The organism is Candidatus Pelagibacter sp. Uisw_130 (assembly GCF_047722505.1).
Lineage (GTDB): Bacteria > Pseudomonadota > Alphaproteobacteria > Pelagibacterales > Pelagibacteraceae > Pelagibacter.
Genome location: NZ_CP159814.1, coordinates 875,459 through 894,147, shown reverse-complemented (window position 1 = coordinate 894,147; position 18,689 = coordinate 875,459). Strand labels below are relative to the sequence as shown.

21 protein-coding genes are annotated in these 18,689 nt (G+C 26.8%); 8 read left to right on the top strand and 13 right to left on the bottom strand.

The annotated features are described in order from the left end of the window. Position 1: 1 nt before the first annotated feature. Positions 2–634 carry a guanylate kinase gene (gene gmk / locus ABXT55_RS04900; protein WP_415284195.1) on the top strand — a complete coding sequence of 211 codons (633 nt, stop codon included), beginning with the start codon at positions 2–4 and terminating at the stop codon, positions 632–634. On the opposite strand, the gene rsmA is transcribed toward gmk, so the two are convergent. From rsmA to ABXT55_RS04865, 7 genes are read right to left on the bottom strand one after another with little or no spacing between them, the layout of a single operon-like run. Beyond that, entirely contained in the window at positions 623–1,411 is a 789-nt protein-coding gene (gene rsmA / locus ABXT55_RS04895) for a 16S rRNA (adenine(1518)-N(6)/adenine(1519)-N(6))-dimethyltransferase RsmA (protein WP_415284194.1), read from the bottom strand. The genes gmk and rsmA overlap by 12 nt on opposite strands. Continuing rightward, the gene (locus tag ABXT55_RS04890; RefSeq protein ID WP_415284193.1) at positions 1,412–2,377 is read right to left on the bottom strand and encodes a 4-hydroxythreonine-4-phosphate dehydrogenase PdxA; all 966 of its coding nucleotides are present in this window, start codon (positions 2,375–2,377) and stop codon (positions 1,412–1,414) included. After that, complete coding sequence (locus tag ABXT55_RS04885; RefSeq protein ID WP_415284192.1) at positions 2,367–2,765, bottom strand: peptidylprolyl isomerase; 399 nt, start codon at positions 2,763–2,765, stop codon at positions 2,367–2,369. Before ABXT55_RS04885 ends, ABXT55_RS04890 begins: the two co-directional genes overlap by 11 nt. Next, positions 2,765–3,298, bottom strand: coding sequence for a hypothetical protein (locus tag ABXT55_RS04880; RefSeq protein WP_415284191.1), 534 nt, complete (start codon positions 3,296–3,298; stop codon positions 2,765–2,767). The genes ABXT55_RS04885 and ABXT55_RS04880 overlap by 1 nt, the downstream gene beginning before the upstream one ends. Further along, on the bottom strand, positions 3,295–5,598 hold the full coding sequence (locus ABXT55_RS04875) for an LPS-assembly protein LptD (RefSeq protein ID WP_415284189.1): 2,304 nt from the start codon (positions 5,596–5,598) through the stop codon (positions 3,295–3,297). The genes ABXT55_RS04880 and ABXT55_RS04875 overlap by 4 nt, the downstream gene beginning before the upstream one ends. Continuing rightward, positions 5,588–6,667 (bottom strand): LptF/LptG family permease, encoded by a 1,080-nt coding sequence (locus ABXT55_RS04870; protein WP_415284188.1) that lies wholly within the window; start codon positions 6,665–6,667, stop codon positions 5,588–5,590. Before ABXT55_RS04870 ends, ABXT55_RS04875 begins: the two co-directional genes overlap by 11 nt. Further along, positions 6,664–7,794, bottom strand: a complete 1,131-nt coding sequence (locus ABXT55_RS04865) for an LptF/LptG family permease (RefSeq protein WP_415284187.1) — start codon at positions 7,792–7,794, stop codon at positions 6,664–6,666. Before ABXT55_RS04865 ends, ABXT55_RS04870 begins: the two co-directional genes overlap by 4 nt. A 61-nt stretch (positions 7,795–7,855) precedes the next feature. Between ABXT55_RS04865 and ABXT55_RS04860 the strand changes: the two genes are divergently transcribed. Together ABXT55_RS04860 and ndk are read left to right on the top strand one after the other, a co-directional pair. Then, positions 7,856–9,313, top strand: coding sequence for a leucyl aminopeptidase (locus ABXT55_RS04860; RefSeq protein ID WP_415284185.1), 1,458 nt, complete (start codon positions 7,856–7,858; stop codon positions 9,311–9,313). After that, on the top strand, positions 9,306–9,716 hold the full coding sequence (gene ndk / locus ABXT55_RS04855) for a nucleoside-diphosphate kinase (protein WP_415284184.1): 411 nt from the start codon (positions 9,306–9,308) through the stop codon (positions 9,714–9,716). The genes ABXT55_RS04860 and ndk overlap by 8 nt, the downstream gene beginning before the upstream one ends. Here the strand turns inward: ndk and purN are convergent. Together purN and purM are read right to left on the bottom strand one after the other, a co-directional pair. Continuing rightward, on the bottom strand, positions 9,713–10,291 hold the full coding sequence (gene purN, locus ABXT55_RS04850) for a phosphoribosylglycinamide formyltransferase (RefSeq protein WP_415284183.1): 579 nt from the start codon (positions 10,289–10,291) through the stop codon (positions 9,713–9,715). The two genes, ndk and purN, sit on opposite strands and share 4 nt — an antisense overlap. After that, positions 10,269–11,297 (bottom strand): phosphoribosylformylglycinamidine cyclo-ligase, encoded by a 1,029-nt coding sequence (purM, locus tag ABXT55_RS04845; protein WP_415284182.1) that lies wholly within the window; start codon positions 11,295–11,297, stop codon positions 10,269–10,271. The genes purN and purM overlap by 23 nt, the downstream gene beginning before the upstream one ends. Before the next feature lie 41 nt (positions 11,298–11,338). On the opposite strand from purM, the gene ABXT55_RS04840 reads away from it, so the two are divergent. The 3 genes from ABXT55_RS04840 to aspS are packed head-to-tail and all read left to right on the top strand — an operon-like array spanning position 11,339 to position 14,832. Beyond that, a complete protein-coding gene (locus ABXT55_RS04840) occupies positions 11,339–12,388 on the top strand; it encodes a hypothetical protein (protein WP_415284181.1) in 1,050 nt (349 codons plus the stop codon). Next, entirely contained in the window at positions 12,385–13,047 is a 663-nt protein-coding gene (locus ABXT55_RS04835; protein WP_415284180.1) for a DNA replication protein, read from the top strand. Before ABXT55_RS04840 ends, ABXT55_RS04835 begins: the two co-directional genes overlap by 4 nt. Next, positions 13,048–14,832 carry an aspartate--tRNA ligase gene (gene aspS / locus ABXT55_RS04830; RefSeq protein WP_415284179.1) on the top strand — a complete coding sequence of 595 codons (1,785 nt, stop codon included), beginning with the start codon at positions 13,048–13,050 and terminating at the stop codon, positions 14,830–14,832. Positions 14,833–14,834: 2 nt separating this feature from the next. On the opposite strand, the gene ABXT55_RS04825 is transcribed toward aspS, so the two are convergent. Then, the gene (locus ABXT55_RS04825) at positions 14,835–15,656 is read right to left on the bottom strand and encodes a ribonucleotide reductase (RefSeq protein ID WP_415284178.1); all 822 of its coding nucleotides are present in this window, start codon (positions 15,654–15,656) and stop codon (positions 14,835–14,837) included. A gap of 115 nt (positions 15,657–15,771) precedes the next feature. Here ABXT55_RS04825 and ABXT55_RS04820 point away from each other — a divergent pair, with 115 nt between their 5' ends. Together ABXT55_RS04820 and ABXT55_RS04815 are read left to right on the top strand one after the other, a co-directional pair. Beyond that, the gene (locus ABXT55_RS04820; RefSeq protein WP_415284177.1) at positions 15,772–16,131 is read left to right on the top strand and encodes an NADH-ubiquinone oxidoreductase subunit NDUFA12 family protein; all 360 of its coding nucleotides are present in this window, start codon (positions 15,772–15,774) and stop codon (positions 16,129–16,131) included. Next, positions 16,091–16,489: a DUF2155 domain-containing protein gene (locus ABXT55_RS04815; protein WP_415284176.1), complete on the top strand. Its 399-nt coding sequence runs from the start codon at positions 16,091–16,093 to the stop codon at positions 16,487–16,489. The genes ABXT55_RS04820 and ABXT55_RS04815 overlap by 41 nt, the downstream gene beginning before the upstream one ends. On the opposite strand, the gene accC is transcribed toward ABXT55_RS04815, so the two are convergent. Genes accC through aroQ form a run of 3 tightly spaced genes read right to left on the bottom strand, consistent with a single transcriptional unit; the run spans position 16,486 to position 18,685 of the window. Then, positions 16,486–17,823 (bottom strand): acetyl-CoA carboxylase biotin carboxylase subunit, encoded by a 1,338-nt coding sequence (accC, locus tag ABXT55_RS04810; protein ID WP_415284175.1) that lies wholly within the window; start codon positions 17,821–17,823, stop codon positions 16,486–16,488. The two genes, ABXT55_RS04815 and accC, sit on opposite strands and share 4 nt — an antisense overlap. Continuing rightward, positions 17,823–18,248: an acetyl-CoA carboxylase biotin carboxyl carrier protein gene (locus ABXT55_RS04805; RefSeq protein WP_415284174.1), complete on the bottom strand. Its 426-nt coding sequence runs from the start codon at positions 18,246–18,248 to the stop codon at positions 17,823–17,825. Before ABXT55_RS04805 ends, accC begins: the two co-directional genes overlap by 1 nt. Continuing rightward, the gene (gene aroQ / locus ABXT55_RS04800; RefSeq protein ID WP_415284173.1) at positions 18,245–18,685 is read right to left on the bottom strand and encodes a type II 3-dehydroquinate dehydratase; all 441 of its coding nucleotides are present in this window, start codon (positions 18,683–18,685) and stop codon (positions 18,245–18,247) included. The genes ABXT55_RS04805 and aroQ overlap by 4 nt, the downstream gene beginning before the upstream one ends. Between the last annotated feature and the right edge of the window lie 4 nt (positions 18,686–18,689).

Below are 18,689 nucleotides of genomic sequence, written 5' to 3'. Positions count from 1 at the left end.
AATGTCCAAAAAAAAAGATGGGATAATGGTAATTTTATCATCCCCATCTGGGGCAGGTAAAACTACACTAGTAAATTTAATATCCAAAAATAAAGGTTTCCATATATCCGTATCCCATACTACGAGAGAACCAAGACCAAGCGAAATTGCAGATAAAGATTATTATTTTATTAATCAAGAAAAATTTGAAAATTTAATTACAAACGAAGAATTTCTAGAGTATGCAAAAGTGTTTAATCATCTTTACGGAACCACAAGAACACCTGTTATTGAAAAGCTAGAAAAAAGTGAGAATGTAATATTTGATATTGACTGGCAGGGAGCTGACCAAATCAAAAATAAAAAACTAAATTATAAATTAATTACTTTTTTTATTCTACCACCTAGCAAAAAAGTCTTATTTGAAAGATTATCCAATCGAGATATGAAGGATAAATTAATTGTAGAAGAAAGAATGAAAGAATTTAGTAGAGATGTACTGCACTGGATTAATTACGATTATGTAATAATAAACGATAACCTGGAAGAGTGTTATTCTAAAATTAGTAATTTAATTGAAGCTGAAATTGATAATGGCTCAAAAGATTATGATAAAGAATACATTAGAAAACACGTTGACAATTTAACCTCTTAGATCTTCATATTCTTTTGTAAGTTTAAAATACATTTCAGGCTCTAAATTTTGAGGTCTTAGATTAAGATCAATTTCAAATTTTTCAGCCACTTCTTTCGCATTTATAAAAGTTTGATTGAAAGGTTTTTTTAACATCTTTCTTCTTTGACTAAAAAAAACTCGAGTAATCATTTCAAGGTTTTTAGGATTTTTTAATTTGAAAAAATTTTCTTTAGGAGTGAATAATAACAATGAACTATCTATTTTAGGTCTTGGTGAAAAACTTTGAGGCTTTATATCTATAATTTTTTTAACATTTAGTTTCCAGTTTGTTAAAATTGATAAACGGCCATATTTTGAATTATTAAACTCAGCAATAATTCTGTCTGCTACTTCTTTCTGAAACATTAAAACCAGATTTTCAAACCAAAAATTTTTGCTAATACTAAAGATCCATTTTGATAAAATTTCTGTTGAAATATTGTAAGGCAAATTTCCAAATACTGTCAGTTTCTGCTCTGAAATACTTTCCTCATTTATCTTTAAAATATCATCGTTAATAATTTCAATCTCTGTATCAAATTTTTCTTTTAATAGTATTGCTAATTCATCATCTTTCTCGACAACATAAAGTTTTTTTGGGTTCTTTTTTAAAAGATATGTTGTTAGGTTTCCGGTACCTGGGCCAATTTCAAGAATTTCTTTATTAGCGATATCGCAAGTTGATACAATTTGCTCAAGTACCTCTCTATCTATAAGAAAATTTTGACCAAGACTTTTTTTAGCTTTAATATACATCTAATTGTCTAAAAATTTTAAAGCATTAATCAAACTTTTAGGGTCAGAAAGGTTTTTTCCTAACATTGAGGCATTAGGTCCATGATCAGGAGAGACACGAATAAAAGGTAATCCTAGGGTAATATTTATAGCATCAAAATTAAATAAAGCCTTCATAGGAGATAATACTTGATCATGATACATTCCAATAACCACATCATAATTTTTTAAATGTAGTTTATTAAATATAGTATCTGCTGGAAATGGTCCATTAACTTTAAATTTTTTCAATTTCAATTGTTTGATAGCAGGCATGATAATTGCCTCTTCTTCGCTGTTCTTAAAGTTGCTTTCACAGTGTGGGTTTAAACCAGTTATTGCTATCTTAGGTTTTTTATTAAATTTTTTTTTATAAAATTTAGTTATAAGCTTAACGTGTTGATATATTTTTTGTTTTGAAATTTTTTTGTGCACATCCTTTAAAGCCAAGTGTGTAGTAAGGGGACTGACAGACAATTTTTCGTTAAATATAAGCATTACAACTTTATTAGTTTGGTTAGTTTTTTTTGCTAAATATTCAGTAATACCTAAAGTTTTTCCATTTAAAAAAGATTTCTTGGAGATTGGTCCATTAATAAATTTAGATAATTTATTTTGCTTAATAAATTTTAAAGCAAGTTCAAAAGAATTTTTTATATAATTATTAGATTTACTAGAAATTTTTTCAAAACAACTATTAAATTTATACTCTATGTCAATTAAGTTAATCTTTTTATTATCTAATAAATTAAATTCTTTAAAACTTTTATTAATAGTATTAATTTCAAAAAAAAATCCTAACTTTTTCATTTGCTGTTCTAATAATTTTTTTGAAGCAATAATAATCAAAGGGCTTTTGTAACGATGAGTAAGAATACTTTTAAAAAAAATTTCTAAAAAAACACTATTAGGTTCACCTGCAACAATAATAATCGGTTTAGAATTCATTTATATTAGTGTTAATTTTTATTTGGTTAAAATATATATTTGAAAATTGCTCTAATTGTCTATTCTTTTCAAATTGAATTATTTCTTCAATTTTTTTCTTTTTATCGACTTCTATTATTTTGGATTTAATATTTTCGATCTTTAATACCAAATAATTTTTTCCAATATTTATTGGCTCAACATAATCACCAATTTTAATATTGTTTAATTCTTTTAAAATTTTAGTAGAAAGACTAGACTCGTTTATCCACCCAATATCTCCACCCAATTTAGAGCTGTCACTTATACTGTAAAGACTAGCAGTATTTTTAAAGCCAACTTCTTCTATACTTTTTTTTATTTTTTCTATCTCATTATCTATGTTTATATTATTTTTATTTTTAATCACTATTTCCAATAATTTATATTGTTTTTTACTCTTTTTTTTTTTTCGATATTCATTTTACTTGTTATGAAACCCTCATTAATATTTATTTGATTTTTATATTTCTCAAAAATTAACCTATTCCAAAAAGTTTCCACTTCAAATTTTTTTTTAATATTATTAAGATTTAAATCAAATGTACTTAGATATTGCTTAAAACTTTCCTCATTCTGAAACCCTAATTTTAAATACAAGTTATTGATTAATTCATTTAAATAGAGATCAGTTTGATCTAGTTTAAAGTATTTAATAATTTCTTTTTTTTTTATTTTTTCTTTTATAATTGATTGCTTTGATATCTCTTTTAATTGAGCTTCATTAAGACTCTTAAGCTGAGGATTTATAATAAAAAGGTAGTTTTTTTCATTTTTAATATCAACATTAGTTATTATTTCTCCCCCTATTTCATAAACAATATGAACATTTTCTTTTGATAGTGCGTTAAAATTTACGAAAAAAACTAATAACAGATAAAATATACTTTTGTTTATTTTCATTTCATTATGTCTGGACTAGAAGTTTGACCAAAAGGCACTATTGTTAATTTAAAAAATATACTTTCTTCTGGCCTCAAAGCACCATCAGTATAGTATTCTTTATTATACTCTAGTCCCGCTATTAAACAGTCATTTCTATATTGATATAGTAAATTATAAAATTCAGTAACATTAGTGGTTTTATTTTCCCTGGTGCTAAAGCTCAAACTTTTAGAGTCATCTTCATTGCTAATTTTAGATGTATTTAAAAGATAACTTTGATTTGTATTATTAACTAAATTATTTTCATTGAGATATTCAAAGGTTGATACAAAATTATTAATCTTAATTTCAGATTTGATCATTTCATAATTTGTATCCGATAAATTATTATCTAATGAAAAATCGTAGCTCATATCTAGGTACTGGTTAGGATTGAAATTAATCAAGCCCACTATATCTGAGTTTTTATCATCTAAATCTCCTTTAATAGGTAAGTTTTTATCAGGATTGGGTCTAAATATATTTGCTATTGATGCAGAAATTATGTCGTTATCTGTTTTATCAGTTTTTGAGTATTGAATTCCATATGTTATTGATGAACCACCCTCAACTGATGTAGATGAGCCAAGTCTATTTAATGAAAAAATATTATTTGTGTCAATTCTAACATCACTATTTTTCATGTTTTTGGAATTATTTGGACTATATCTGAATGATGCTGTTGGACTTAATGAGCTCATATAATTTTGACTTTTTTTAAGTAAGGGGAGTGTTGCTTTATAATTAATAATACCATCAAGCTTATTATCCATACCCTCTTTATAGCTGGAAGATTGATCAGAGTCAGAGTTACTATTTTTAAGTAAATAAGTGTAATTAGTTGTAAAGCCACCAGGTAATTTTTTTAGATAAGAGTTATATGAAAAATCATTTATTAAAATTTTTTCCTCAATATTAGTGTCATATTTTTTGATAAAACCATACGAATTCAAAGAAAATTTTCCATCATTATCAATATCATTAAAATCTTTTATAAGGTTATAATTTGGATAAACAAATTCATATTTATCATTGTCCCGTTTGGACTTATCTTCATATACCTCAATACTTGTATTTAGAGACAAATCATCGTTGTAAGAATCGATCTCTAAGTATGAATGCATTAAATTTTCATTTGTAATTAAGGGAGATTTCATTTTATATGTTTTTAAATATTCATCATTAGAGGATCTTTGAAAATTTAAATTTAAGCTACTCTCATCAAAACCTAGAAAATTTATTTCATTTTTAAAATTAGCAAATAAATGAGCTTTGTGATTTTCATTTTTTTCATTTAGAAAGCTAAAATCAAAAATACCTGAAGAGTCTTTGTTTATTTCTCTATACTCTGTTTGTAATAAAAGTTTATTATCTGAAAAAAATCTAGGTTTAATAGTTGCATCCTTATTCGTTGCTAGAACATGAAAGTAGGGTGTATTAAATGAACCTCCTATACTTGATGAACCTTGAAATGAAGGCATTAAAAACCCAGATTGCCTTTTTACTGATGGATCAGGATGAAAAAATTTGGGAAAATATACAACAGGTGTGTCATAAATTTTAAGCCATGCATCTTTATAATATATAATTTTTTTTTCTTTATCATGTTTAATTTCTTTAGCAGTTAAATGCCAAGGTGGACAAGAGTCAGTTTCTTTACATGTTGTAAAAACACCATTAGTAATTACGCTTTCACTCCCATCACTTTTTATTGATTTACCATTTAGCCTTGGCTCATTATCTTTTTGAAACGATTTATTATCAAAGTCAATGTTTACATCTTTTCCTATAATTTTATTAGATACTAAATCTATAATTGCTTTATTAATTTGGTAGTTATTATTTTCATAATCCTTAATTTTAGCATTGATTACTTTAATAAGCTCATTATTTAAATTATAAACAAAATTTTCTACTGTAAAAATATTACCGACATCGTCGGATATAATGGTATTGCTCCTTGAGCTTATTGTTCTATCATTCAGATTGTAAGAAATATTTTCTGAATTAATTTTAATGTTGTTTTCTAGATCATTCACTTCAACATTATTAAAAGCATTCAATGTACCCTTCTTTTTATTATAATAAAATTTATTAGCATTTATCAGGATTTTTTTATCTGCTGAAGTTGCTGTTCCATCAGTGGCCTCTATAATATTTCCATTATTTGATATATTAATTTCGCTAGATTCAAATATTAATTCATCAGCAGACAAATTTTTAGAAAATATAAAAAAGAAAAGTACTATAAAAAAAGTAAATAAGTTCTTATTTTTCATTTATTCTTACTAATCCAATTAAAATAAAACCTGTAAACATAAGAAGAGGCAACCATATAGAAGCTAAAAGTGGAACTATTTCATTTTGACCCAACAAAGTAAACATGTAGCTTAAATAATAAATTAAAACAGAAAGTAAAATACCAGAAGCTACATGAAAGATCATGGGCTTGTTTTTTTTTATATTCAACATAATTATGGCAGAAACAATTGACATGATGGCAACATAAACGGGTGTAGAAAAAAGTCTATGAAGATGAATTTTTATTTCTGAAGTTGAGTAGCCCAATAAATTATAATCCTTCATTAATTTCTTTAGTTCAAAAAAGTTTAATGATGTTAAGTTTCTAAACATGCTATTTATTTTATCTTGATTAAAATGGGTTAAAAAAAACATATTTTGATCATTAGTTTCAGTTAAATTGTTTTTGGACACAACTGGTTTATAAATTATCCAGTTAGTGTTTGTAATGTCAACTTTTTTTGACTCAATAACCTGTATTAATTTAAAATTTTCATTAAATTCTGATATTGAAACATTTTTTAAGTGATTTTTTTCTAGCTTGTCTGCGTTTATAATAATTTTTTTATTATTCAACTCATCTTTTATCCATAATCCATTTTCAGTAACAGCAGCTAAATACTTGTTATCATTGGAATGGTTATTTTTTAGTTGAAAATACATAAACTGAAACTTAGATGAAAAATGATAAAAAATTAAAATTATAAAAATCCCTAAAGTTAGTGATGTTAAAAATAATACTTTTAAGATTTTTATATTGCTTAACCCACTTGACTTAAATGTTTCCAATTCTTTTTTATTGATTAGCTCTATAAAAAAAAATTGAGTAGATATTAAAAAAATGAAAGGAAAAATTTCAAATAAAGCTGTCGGTGCATTAAGAATGGTCATTAAGAATGGAAAAAAAGCACTAACATTGTGATCCTTAAAATAACTAATTTCATCAAAGACACTTAAAATTAAAACTAATGAAAAGAATATTCCCGTTATATAAAGTATTTTTTTTAGAAAAAGTTTTATTAAATAAATTTGATATAGTTTTATCATAGATTTTTTTTGATTATTAAAGCGGTGTATAAAGCTGAAAATAGCAATAAAGGAAAAAGAGTAAAAAATAATAAACCAACTTGGCTGCCAGTTGAAAAGCGAAGTGATATTTCAGATATTATTAAAATAAAAAATATAAGCAAAAATAAAAAAAAATTAAATTTATTGTAATTATTGTTTTCCTTAGACCTTATTATTATTAATCCACACATCAAAGCAATCAATGGTAAGTAAATTGGTTTATAAGTCCTCTTTAAAAATTCTTGCTGTATATCGTTCATTGTTTCTTGTTTACACTGTAGATATTCTGCTTTAAATTTATTTATTTCATTTTTAGAATTTAAATAGAGGCAATTATATAAATCTTTAATAGGAACTTCCTGTAATTTTTGGTATCCGGAACTTTTTGATTGATATTTTTCTAAATTATAATTTATTTTATCAAATGTAAAATGGGTTATTTTATTATTTTCCTTATTAATAATCTCTCCATTGTTAAAGACAAAAATTTTTTCACTATTCTCATTGGTTAAATAACCACTTTTAGCATAAATTACTTGGTATGAATCTTCTAGACCATTTTTAATCGATGTATCTTTAAGATATATATTTTTGTAATTTCCTAATTCATCTTTAGAATCTATAAATATAGTTACACCTGCTAATGTATCTATAAATTTACCTTCTTTAATAAGTGAAGGAAAAAAATCTACATTTGAACTTCGAATATAAGAACGACTTTCATTTTGAGCTTTAGGAGATATATAAGAACCTAAAAGGATTTGAAAAACAAGAATTGCCAGAGAGTATAGAATAACAATATTAATAAATTGAAACTTTTTTATCCCATTAGTCCAAAGTATTAATAATTCATTATTCATTTCATATTTAATTATTTGATAAAAAAGTGAGATAAAAAAAACAAAAGGTAATATCCTGTGTATTATTTTTGGAAAATTAAAAAAAGTATACAAAAAATAAACTTTAAACCCGTGACCATCCTCAGTAACAAAATCAAGAAAATTTACCGCCTGAATAACCCAAACAATTAAACCCAATGTAAGAGAAATCATTACAAAAAGTTTAAATGTATCTTTTATAAATTTTATAATTAAGGTTTTTTTCATTGAAATTTAGTAATATTTTACTTATATAGCAGCATCTCTGATAGAGTGTATTTAAAAAATTATGCCAATTAAAATTAATTATTCAAAGAAATTAACCAAGAAATCTCAAATAAATATAGCCTTATTTGTAGATGAAATTTTCAATATAAAGCACTTAAAAAATCTAATCACACAAGCAGAATTTTTATACATATCAGATTTGATAAAAACTAGTGATTTAAAAAAGAAGTTACTAATTTTTGAAATTAATTCAAAGAAAACAATATTTTTAATATCCATTAAAAAGAACTTAAAAACGTTTGATATAGAGAGCTTAGGAGCCAAATTTCATAGTCATGTTAATTATGATAAAAAAAAAGATTATTTTGTAAACATAGATACCATAAACAGTAATGAGAAAAATTTTGCAGGATATTTTCTACATGGATTAAAATTAAAATCTTATGAATTTAATTTATACAAGTCAAAAAAAAATAAAGCTCTAGTTTTTATAAATGTTATTGGAAAAAAAAATAAAATATCTACTCAAGATCAAATAAGATTTAAAGCTTTAGAGAAGGGAACTTTTTTTGCAAGAGACCTGGTTTCAGAACCAGGAAATATTTTACATCCTGATGAATATGCAAAGAGATTAAATACTTTAAAAAAGTATGGTTTAAAAATAAATATCTACGATAAAAACAGGTTAAAAAAATTAGGAATGAATGCCTTGTTAGGTGTTGGTCAAGGTAGCGTCAAAGGCTCATACTTAGTTACAATGGAATGGAATGGGTTAAAAAACAATTCTAATCCTTTGGCATTTGTTGGTAAAGGGGTTTGTTTTGATACCGGTGGTTATTCATTGAAGCCAGCTAAATTTATGGAAGATATGACCTATGATATGGCAGGCTCGGCTACAGTAGTTGGTCTAATGATAAACTTAGCCATGAGAAAGGCAAAAATTAATGCTGTTGGTGTTGTAGGACTTGTAGAAAATATGGTGAGTGGAAATGCCCAAAGACCTGGAGATATTGTTAAATCTTATAGTGGTAAAACAATAGAAATATTAAATACAGATGCAGAAGGAAGATTAGTTTTAGCTGATGCACTAACTTTCACTGAGAAAAAATTTAAACCTAAATTTATGGTTGATTTAGCAACTTTAACAGGCGCAATCATAGTTTCATTAGGCTCTGAATATGCTGGGCTATTTTCAAACGATGACAAGCTATCAAAACAATTATTAGAAGTAGGTGATAAAGTCGATGAGAAATTATGGAGAATGCCTCTGCATAAAAACTTTGATAAACTTATAGACTCAAAAAATGCTGATATGCAAAATATAAATTATGTAGGTGGGGCAGGATCAACAACTGCTGCACAATTTTTACAAAGATTTATTCTGAATAAAACACCTTGGGCACATCTAGATATTGCTGGAATGGCTTTTTCAAAATATGGTGGTGCTTTAAATTCAAGTGGAGCAACTGGCTATGGAGTAAGATTATTAAATCAACTAATAGAGGATCATTATGAGTAACCTAGAACAAACACTATCAATTATCAAACCGGATGCCGTAGAAAGAAGTTTAGACAACGAAATCAAAGAAATGTTTAAAGATAAAGGTTTTAAAATTGTAAAAGATAAAAAAATTCAAATAACAAAAAATGAAGCCGAACAGTTTTATAAAGTTCACGAAACTAAACCATTTTATAATGATTTATGTGCGTATCTTTCGTCTGGACCAATTGTGGTGATGGTACTTGAAAAAGAAAATGCAGTATTGGGAAATAGAGAGCTGATGGGAGCAACCAACCCAGAAAATGCAGATGAAGGAACCATAAGAAAGAAGTATGGAATTTCTATTGATAAAAATTCTGTTCATGGTTCTGATAGTGTTGAAAATGCTAAAATTGAGATTAATTTTTTCTTTAAGGATTAATTAAATATTTTTTTTATAGCTGCTGGGTAGAGTTTGTGCTCTTCTTTTAAAATTTTTTTTGCTAAAGAAGTAGGCGTATCTCTTTTTGAAATTTTAACTTCTTTTCGTAAGATTATTTTTCCAGAATCAAGTTTTGCTGTTACGAAATGAACAGTACAACCAGCTATTTTATCTCTATTTTTTATAGCTTTCATGTGAGTATCAAGCCCCTTGTACTTTGGTAGTAAAGAAGGATGTATATTAATTATTCTTCCACTAAACTTTTTAATAAAATCTTTAGACAAAACTTTCATAAAACCAGCAAGACAAATAAACTTTATATTTTCTTTTTTTAATATATTTAATATTTTTGTTTCAGCTACTTTTGGATTTTTAAAACTTGATACGTTTTCTTTGATTTTGAACTGTCTTGAAAATCTTAAGCCTTTAGCTTTAGAATTGTTAGAAAAAATTAAATCTATAGATATAGGTGAATTTTTTATTTTAGAAAATTTTATTAAATTTTTTAAATTACTTCCAGCTCCAGATATAAAAACTGCTGTTTTAATCTTTTTAAGACCAGTCAATTTTACCACTAAGTTTGACTTTATTTTCTCCTGTGGTTATTTTTCCAATAACATAGGGTTTAAATTCTTTTGTAAAAAATCTAATAATTTTGTTTAAATTTTTAGGATTAGCTATTAAGCAAAAACCAACTCCACAATTGAATGTTTTCAACATTTCTTTGTCATCAATATTATTTTGTTTTAACCATTTAAAAATTTTTTTTGTTTTAACTTTATTTAAATCTATATTAGCAACCAATCTATCTGGAATAACTCTCTTAATATTATCTACTAATCCACCACCCGTTATATTCGCGCACCCATTTAAAAGATTGTTATCAATTAAATTTAAAACTTCTTGTACATAAATTTTTGTAGGTTTTAGCAATTCTTTTTTTAAAAATGAATTATTTTTCAAATTAATTTTTTTATTTTTAAGAATATGTCTCACTAGTGAATAGCCATTTGAGTGAATGCCACTAGATGGTATAGCTAATACTAAGTCATTTTTCTTTATATTTTTCTTTGCTAAGATTTTTTTTTCATCAACTAAACCTACGGCAAAACCTGCTATATCAAATTTGCCCTTTTCATAAGTACCAGGCATTTCTGCAGTTTCTCCTCCTACTAATTCACAGTTGGAGATTTTACATCCTTTTACTATTCCTTTAAGAATTGATTTTAATTTATTTAAATCTATTTTATTAATGGAAATATAATCTAAAAATAATAACGGTCTTGCTCCCTGAACAATGAGATCGTTTACGCTCATAGCAACTAAATCAATACCAATTGTGTCATATTTATTAAGTAAATTGGCTATCTCTATCTTTGTGCCAACACCATCAGTGCAAGCTACGATTTTAGGTTTTTTTAAATTTTTTGGGATATTAGTTATAGAACCGAAGCCACCAATGTTATTAAACTTTTTTTTGCCTTTATTATTTGATGATATTGTGGATATGAATTTAACAAAATTGTCAGCAGTAGTTATGTTTACACCACTTTTTTCATAGGTAAATTTTTTTTTTTTCATTAGTATAGTATATGCAAATAATTAATAAATTTTATAAGTTAGTGAATGTATATATTTATTTTATTTTATTCTCTCTATTAATATTATTTTTTTCCACAACTTATTCTAATGCAAATGCATTTAAGGTAGCTGACATCAAAATATCTTCTCCATTTGAACTAGATTTCAAAAAAAATAGTGTAATTGACATGGGATTTCAAATTTCTTTTTCAGATTTGCTTTCAACGATTACAACCTCTGGTGATAGAAAAAAGATTAGAAATATTTCAATCAAAGAACTTAAGGGCATGATCGATTCTTTTACCATTAGTGATGAAAAATTTATAAATAATGAGTATTTTGCAAATTTAGAAACAACCTTTAATAAAAAAAAAATTCTTAAATTTCTAGAAAATGAAAATATTTTTCCATCGATACCAAAAAAAAATAAAGTATTACTATTTCCAATTATTGTAGAAACTAAAGATGATAGTATTTATTTATTTAACGATAATATTTTTTATGACAAATGGAATGAAAAAAAAAATTCTTATGATTTGTTAGAATACTTATTACCAAGTGAAGATCTCGAAGACTTGATAGAGTTACAAAAAACATCCAAAGACATTGAGACTTACGATTTTTCAAATTTAATTAATAAATATGATATTAAAGATAGTATAATTTTAATAATATACAAAGAGGATAACAATATAAGAACTCTTTCAAAAATTAATTTGAACAATAACCTGAAACTTGAAAACAAAAATTATTCTAAAGTAGATATTGTAAATGAGGATGATTTTTCCAGCATTGTTAAAAATTTGAAACAACTTTATGAAGATCGATGGAAAAAAAATAATGAAATAAATACATCAATAAAACTTCCTGTAACAATATTTATTAATTCAAAAAAAACTAAAAAAATTATAGAGTTGGAACGGGCACTTTATAATATGGATTTAGTATCTGACTTTAATATCTTGAATTTTAATAGTGAGAGTATTCAGTATAAAATCACTTATAATGGCACACCTAATATATTCTTAAAAGACATGAAAAAAAAAAATTTTGAATTAGAAATGAAAAATGATATTTGGACAATAAAATGAAAAGTTTAAATCAATTATTATTAGATTTTGATTATGAGCAAAACTTTAAAGATGATGATTTTTACGTTGGAAAGAGTAATTTTTATGCTTTTGAAGTGATCAACAAATGGCCGAAATGGGAAAAAAACTTTTTAAACATTAATGGTGAAAAATTTTCAGGAAAAACCCATTTAGTAAATATTTTTTTGAAAAAGTTTAATGGTTTTAGAATTGATGTTAATTCTCTAAATGATGAAAATATTAAATCTATTAAACCATACCAAAACATAGTTTTAGAAGATTTAAATTTAGATATAAATGAGAAGCTTATTTATTCACTCTTTAATATAATAGACCAAGATAACAAGTTTTTGATAGTCACATCAACTAAACCGATATCTGAGATAAATTTTCAGTTGGAAGATCTTCGATCTAGAACTAAGAACTGTCTTTTTGCAAATATTCAAAACCCTGATGATGAATTAATGTTTGCATTGATATTAAAAAATTTATCAGATAGACAAATTACTTTAGATAAAAAGCTGATTGACTTTATTATTAAAAGAATTGAGAGATCGTATGGCAAAATATTTGAATTCATATATAAAATTGACAAGATTAGTTTAAAAAAAAAGAAATCAATCGACTTTAAAATTATTAATGAAGCTCTTGAGGAATAAGTGAATAAATACAGAACACATACATGTAGTGAGTTAACAAAAGATAACAATGGTAATGATGTTGTTTTGTCAGGTTGGATCAACAAAAAAAGAGATCACGGAAATTTATTGTTTATAGATTTAAGAGACAATTATGGGATGACTCAGTGCATCATAGATAAAAGTAACGAAAATTTTAAATCATTAGAAAAAATTCAATTAGAAAGCGTAATTAAAATAAATGGTAAGGTTGTTGAGAGAACAAAAGAGACAATTAACACTGATCTCCAAACTGGAGAGATAGAAGTTAATATAGATTCATTTCAAGTACTTGGTACTTGCAAAGAATTACCAATGCCAGTTTTTAGTGACCAAGAATATGCTGAAGAAATTAGACTTAAATACAGGTTCTTAGATTTAAGAAGAAAAAAGATTCATGATAATATTATCTTAAGGTCAAAAGTTATTTCTTTTATCAGAAGTGAGATGTCTAAACTTGGTTTCTTGGAGTTTCAAACACCAATATTAACATCTTCCAGTCCCGAGGGCGCAAGAGATTTTTTGGTACCAAGCAGACTAAATCCTGGAAAGTTTTATGCACTGCCACAAGCACCACAACAGTTTAAACAACTTATAATGGTTTCTGGTTTTGATAAATATTTTCAAATAGCTCCATGCTTTAGAGATGAAGATGCAAGGGCAGACAGAAGTCCAGGTGAATTTTATCAGCTTGATTTAGAAATGTCTTTTGTTGAACAAGAAGACGTTTTTCAAGTTGTTGAAAAATTAATAGTCAATGTCTTTAAGAATTTTTCTTCAAAAAAATTAATTTATGAAAAATTTCTAAGAATACCTTACGAGGAATCTATGCTTAAGTATGGATCGGATAAACCAGATTTAAGAAACCCATTAATAATTTCTGATTTATCAAACATTTTTACCCGTGATGATGTTATGTTTGAGATATTTAAAAAGCTTGTAAAATCTGGCTCTAAAGTAAGATGTATAGTTACAAAAAATACAAAAGATAAACCTAGAAGTTTTTTTGATAATATTGACAAGTGGGCCAAAGAACAAGGTGCATCAGGTCTTGCTTATTTTACAATTGAAAAAGAAGAAAATCTTTCAGCAAAAGGACCAGTAGGAAAATTCTTCTCTAAAGAAGCCTTAGAAGAAATTATGAAAATCACTGGAGCTGAAGTAGGGGATAGTATATTTTTTGCCTGTGGCAAAATAAATGAAGTTGAAAAAATAACCTCTCTAGCAAGAGATAAAATTGCTAAGGATTTAGAATTAATTGATGATAATACATTTGCGTTTTGTTGGATTGTTGATTATCCAATGTTTGAAAAAAATGAAGTAACTAATAAAATTGAATTTAGTCACAATCCATTTTCAATGCCTCAAGGTGATATAAAAGATATTGATTTTGATAATCCTCTTAATATTAAAGCTTACCAATACGATATTGTTTGTAATGGGATAGAATTATCTTCTGGCGCAATTAGAAATCACGTACCTGAACTGATGTATAAGTTATTCTCGATTGCTGGATACCAAAAAAAACAAGTCGATGAAAAATTTAGTGGAATGATCAATGCTTTAAGTTATGGAGCTCCACCTCATGGTGGTATAGCACCTGGTATTGATAGAATTATAATGCTATTAGCAAATGAGAAGAATATTAGAGAGGTTACAATGTTTCCAATGAATCAAAATGCCCAGGACTTAATGATGAACGCTCCATCAGAGGTAAATGAAGAGCAACTTAAAGAGCTTGGTTTAGCTTTAAAGCTGAAAAAATAATATTATTTTTTACCTTTTAAACTTATTTTAACATCAGATAAATCAACAAGATTTTTTTTGTAATTATTTCTAACAAAGCCTTTACTAGTAACATCTTTTATAATTTTAAGTAATTGATTTTGATCCTCAGTATTTTCTTCTTCAGGTAAAGATCTATCTGATCCACTAATAGATGGAGTGTGTGCTAGATCTTCTCTATTTTGATATGAAATAGCGAGTTCTCTAAATATATAATCAAGTATTGAGGAGGCACTCATTATTCTGTCATTGCCATGAACTTTTCCAGATGGTTCAAATTTAGTATCAACATAAGCGCTAATAAACTCATCTAAAGGAACACCATATTGAAGCCCAAGTGATATTGCTATTGCAAAATTATTCATCAAAGCTTTTACCAGTTCACCTTCTTTACTTGTGTCTATGAAAATTTCACCAATTTTACCATCTTCATATTCTCCCGTGTGGAGATAAACTTTATGGTCACCAATTGTCGCTTTTTGGATATAACCTTTTCTTCTATCAGGCATACTAAATCTTTTACCCACACCTTCGTTAATTTGTTTAACAAAAGCGGTATTATTTTCTTTCGAAACAATTTTTGGTTGGCTTTGTTCAGGTATAATATCTAATTTTTTAGGCTCAATTACTTTATTATTTGCATCTAAACTTTTTGTTTTTCTTGTATCAAGTTTCACGTCTAAAACTTCAAATTTTCCATCATCGCGCTTTTCAAGGTTTGCTAATTCTGTTTCATTAATATCATCTAAATAATGATTAACTTTGAAGCTACAAGTATAATAAGTTTCTACTAAATATTTTGCCATTTTTCCTTTAATTAATTTTTTATTTTGAATCGTAAGATAATTAATTTATATACAAATCCTTACTTTAGTCTAATTTAAATAATACAATTTAGGATTGAAGAATTAATAAAATAATATGTTGACACTTTTTAAAAAAATTTTCATTTGGTGGAACCAAGAAACATTAGGTACAAAATTAAAAACTATTTTTTATGGAAAACTTGCTGGAAAAGATTCTAGTGGCAATAAATATTACGAAAGTAAATCTGGCAAACGATGGGTAATTTATAATGATGAAATTGATGCTTCAAAAATACCCACTGAATGGTATTCTTGGATGCACTTCACTAATAATAGAATTGAAAACAATCATGAATTGAATAAGTATGATTGGCAAAAACCACATCAATCCAATCAAACAGGTACTGAGAATGCCCATCATCCAAATAAAAACAATGACCCAATCAAAAAAAAATATACAATCTGGAAAAGTTAATTTTTTATTTTTTTTAGTTTGTTTTTTTTTAATAAGCCGGCCACTACCCTTAATAGCTAATGAGGGAAGATTTGTTGAAATTAAGATTTTAGATAAAGTAAGCTCAAAGACTGACCTTTTAAAATTAGAGATAGGTAAAGAACTTAAATTTAAAGGTTTATTAATAAAAAGTCTCAAATGTAAAAACTCAGAATTTGACGATAACCCAGAAATAACCGCATATGTTCAAGTTAAAGATATGATGAATAAAAATAATAATGAAGTTTTTATTTTTAATGGATGGACCTTTTCATCCAGTCCTGCTGTAAACCCTTTTGATCACGCAGTATATGACATTTGGCTAACAAGATGTTATTAGATTACTTTTTCGTTATCTAGCCAACTAACATTAAAGTCCGACTCAATGAATTTTTTATGGCTTAGTAGAATTTTATGAAGAGGTATCGTTGTAGTTATTCCCTCAATGACAAATTCATCTAAAGATCGATTCATTCTTTGTATTGCTTCAGTTCTATTTCTTCCCTGAGTTATTACTTTACAGATCAAGCTATCGTAATATGGGGTAACTTTATAACCTTGGTAAATTGCACCATCAACTCTAGTTCTAAAACCTGATGGCTGATGACACATACCTATCGTCCCAGGTGATGGTTGGAAGTTTTTACTTGCATCCTCTGCATTAATTCTACATTCTATTGCATGTCCTCTAGGATTAATGTCACTTTGTTTTAAGGCTGTTTCACCAGTATATGCTATCCAAATTTGCTCTTTAATAATATCAATTCCAGTTACCATTTCAGTTACTGGGTGCTCTACTTGAATGCGAGTATTCATTTCAAGAAAATAAAATTTACCATCTTCATATATAAACTCTACAGTTCCAGCACCTTCATAACCAATTTTGTTAACCATGTTTACTGTTCTTTCAAAAAGATCTTTTCTGATTTTATCAGTCAAGACTGGGCTAGGAGTTTCTTCTATTAATTTTTGATGTCTTCTTTGAACCGAGCAATCTCTTTCATGAAGATGAATAGTTCGATTTTTACCTGACAAAACTTGTACTTCAATATGTCTTGGGTTTTGAAAAAATTTTTCTATATAAACCTCATCATTTCCAAAATATTTTTGAGCTTCAGATTTAGCTGTTGAAAAAGATGTTTCAAATTCCTCTTCTTTATTAACAATTTTCATTCCTTTTCCACCTCCACCTCCAGAAGCTTTAATTAAAACAGGAAAACCAATTTTTTTACATAGTTCTTTTGCTTGTTCTATATCAGTTACACCACCCTCAGAACCTTCAATTACAGGAAGCCCATGTTGTTGGGCAATTTTTTTTGCTTGAATTTTATCTCCCATCATTTCTATGAGTTTTGAAGAAGCACCAATGAATTTAATATTGTTTTCTTCTAAGACTTTAGCAAAAATTGCATTCTCAGATAAAAAACCATAACCAGGATGAACAGCTTCAGCTTTTGTTAACTCTATTGCAGACATCAAGGCTGAAATATTTAAGTAACTGTTTGCTGGTTGGTGTGAACCAATGCAAACACTTTCATCGGCTAGTCTTACATGCATACTATCTCTATCTACATCTGAATGAACAGCAACAGTTGCTATTCCCCATTCTTTGCATGCTCGAATAACTCGAACTGCAATTTCCCCACGGTTTGCAATTAGAATTTTCTTAAACATTATTCAACAATGATAATAGTTTGACCATACTCAACAGGTTGGCCATCTCTTACACAAATTTCTTTTATAATTCCATCAGCTGTAGAGGGAACATGATTCATGGTTTTCATAGCTTCAACTATCATAACCGTTTCACCTTTTTTAATCTTTTTACCAACTTCTGCAAATTTTTTAGCTCCAGGTTCTGCTGCAAGATAAGCTGTACCTATAATAGGAGACTTAACCTCAGTCCCAGATATAACGGAAGACTTAGCTGCATCAAGGACTTGTGTTGAGGCAGCAACGTTTACAGCTTGATTTGAGCTGGTCGGGTTTGATTTTGATACTTTGATTTTAGTATCTTTTTCTGTGTATTCAATCTCAGTTAAATTGAACTCATTTAAGTAGTCAGTTAATTCTTTGATAATATTTTTATCTATTTTCATTTCTGTAGCAAGTTTTGCATTGCAATTATGGCTAAAATATAACCATTATCACCTAAACCAAAAATTCCACCTGTAGCAATATCACTGATTAAAGATTTGTGTCTAAATTCCTCTCTTTTATATATATTTGATATATGAAGTTCAATAATTGGTTTTTTATAAATATCTAAAGCATCCCTGATAGCAACAGATGTGTGAGTAAAACCAGCAGCATTAATAATTATACCATCAAACTTATTTTTAGCTTCTTGTATGGTTGTAACTATTTCACCTTCTATATTTGACTGAGAAAACTCTAAATTAATATTTAAATCTTTAGCTTTATTTAAACAGTTTTCTTTTAATTTTTCGAAAGTTATTGATCCATATTGTGATTGTTCTCTTTCACCTAATAGATTAAGATTAGGTCCATTAATAATTATAATATTATTACTCATCAAA

Excerpts from the sequence above, each read along its gene's own strand:
- gmk (WP_415284195.1), top strand. The coding sequence starts at position 2 with ATGTCCAAAAAAAAAGATGGGATAATGGTAATTTTATCATCCCCATCT.
- rsmA (WP_415284194.1), bottom strand. The coding sequence starts at position 1,411 with ATGTATATTAAAGCTAAAAAAAGTCTTGGTCAAAATTTTCTTATAGAT.
- ABXT55_RS04890 (WP_415284193.1), bottom strand. The coding sequence starts at position 2,377 with ATGAATTCTAAACCGATTATTATTGTTGCAGGTGAACCTAATAGTGTT.
- ABXT55_RS04880 (WP_415284191.1), bottom strand. The coding sequence starts at position 3,298 with ATGAAAATAAACAAAAGTATATTTTATCTGTTATTAGTTTTTTTCGTA.
- ABXT55_RS04875 (WP_415284189.1), bottom strand. The coding sequence starts at position 5,598 with ATGAAAAATAAGAACTTATTTACTTTTTTTATAGTACTTTTCTTTTTT.
- ABXT55_RS04870 (WP_415284188.1), bottom strand. The coding sequence starts at position 6,667 with ATGATAAAACTATATCAAATTTATTTAATAAAACTTTTTCTAAAAAAA.
- ABXT55_RS04865 (WP_415284187.1), bottom strand. The coding sequence starts at position 7,794 with ATGAAAAAAACCTTAATTATAAAATTTATAAAAGATACATTTAAACTT.
- ABXT55_RS04860 (WP_415284185.1), top strand. The coding sequence starts at position 7,856 with ATGCCAATTAAAATTAATTATTCAAAGAAATTAACCAAGAAATCTCAA.
- ndk (WP_415284184.1), top strand. The coding sequence starts at position 9,306 with ATGAGTAACCTAGAACAAACACTATCAATTATCAAACCGGATGCCGTA.
- purM (WP_415284182.1), bottom strand. The coding sequence starts at position 11,297 with ATGAAAAAAAAAAAATTTACCTATGAAAAAAGTGGTGTAAACATAACT.
- ABXT55_RS04835 (WP_415284180.1), top strand. The coding sequence starts at position 12,385 with ATGAAAAGTTTAAATCAATTATTATTAGATTTTGATTATGAGCAAAAC.
- ABXT55_RS04825 (WP_415284178.1), bottom strand. The coding sequence starts at position 15,656 with ATGGCAAAATATTTAGTAGAAACTTATTATACTTGTAGCTTCAAAGTT.
- ABXT55_RS04820 (WP_415284177.1), top strand. The coding sequence starts at position 15,772 with ATGTTGACACTTTTTAAAAAAATTTTCATTTGGTGGAACCAAGAAACA.
- ABXT55_RS04815 (WP_415284176.1), top strand. The coding sequence starts at position 16,091 with ATGACCCAATCAAAAAAAAATATACAATCTGGAAAAGTTAATTTTTTA.
- accC (WP_415284175.1), bottom strand. The coding sequence starts at position 17,823 with ATGTTTAAGAAAATTCTAATTGCAAACCGTGGGGAAATTGCAGTTCGA.
- ABXT55_RS04805 (WP_415284174.1), bottom strand. The coding sequence starts at position 18,248 with ATGAAAATAGATAAAAATATTATCAAAGAATTAACTGACTACTTAAAT.
- aroQ (WP_415284173.1), bottom strand. The coding sequence starts at position 18,685 with ATGAGTAATAATATTATAATTATTAATGGACCTAATCTTAATCTATTA.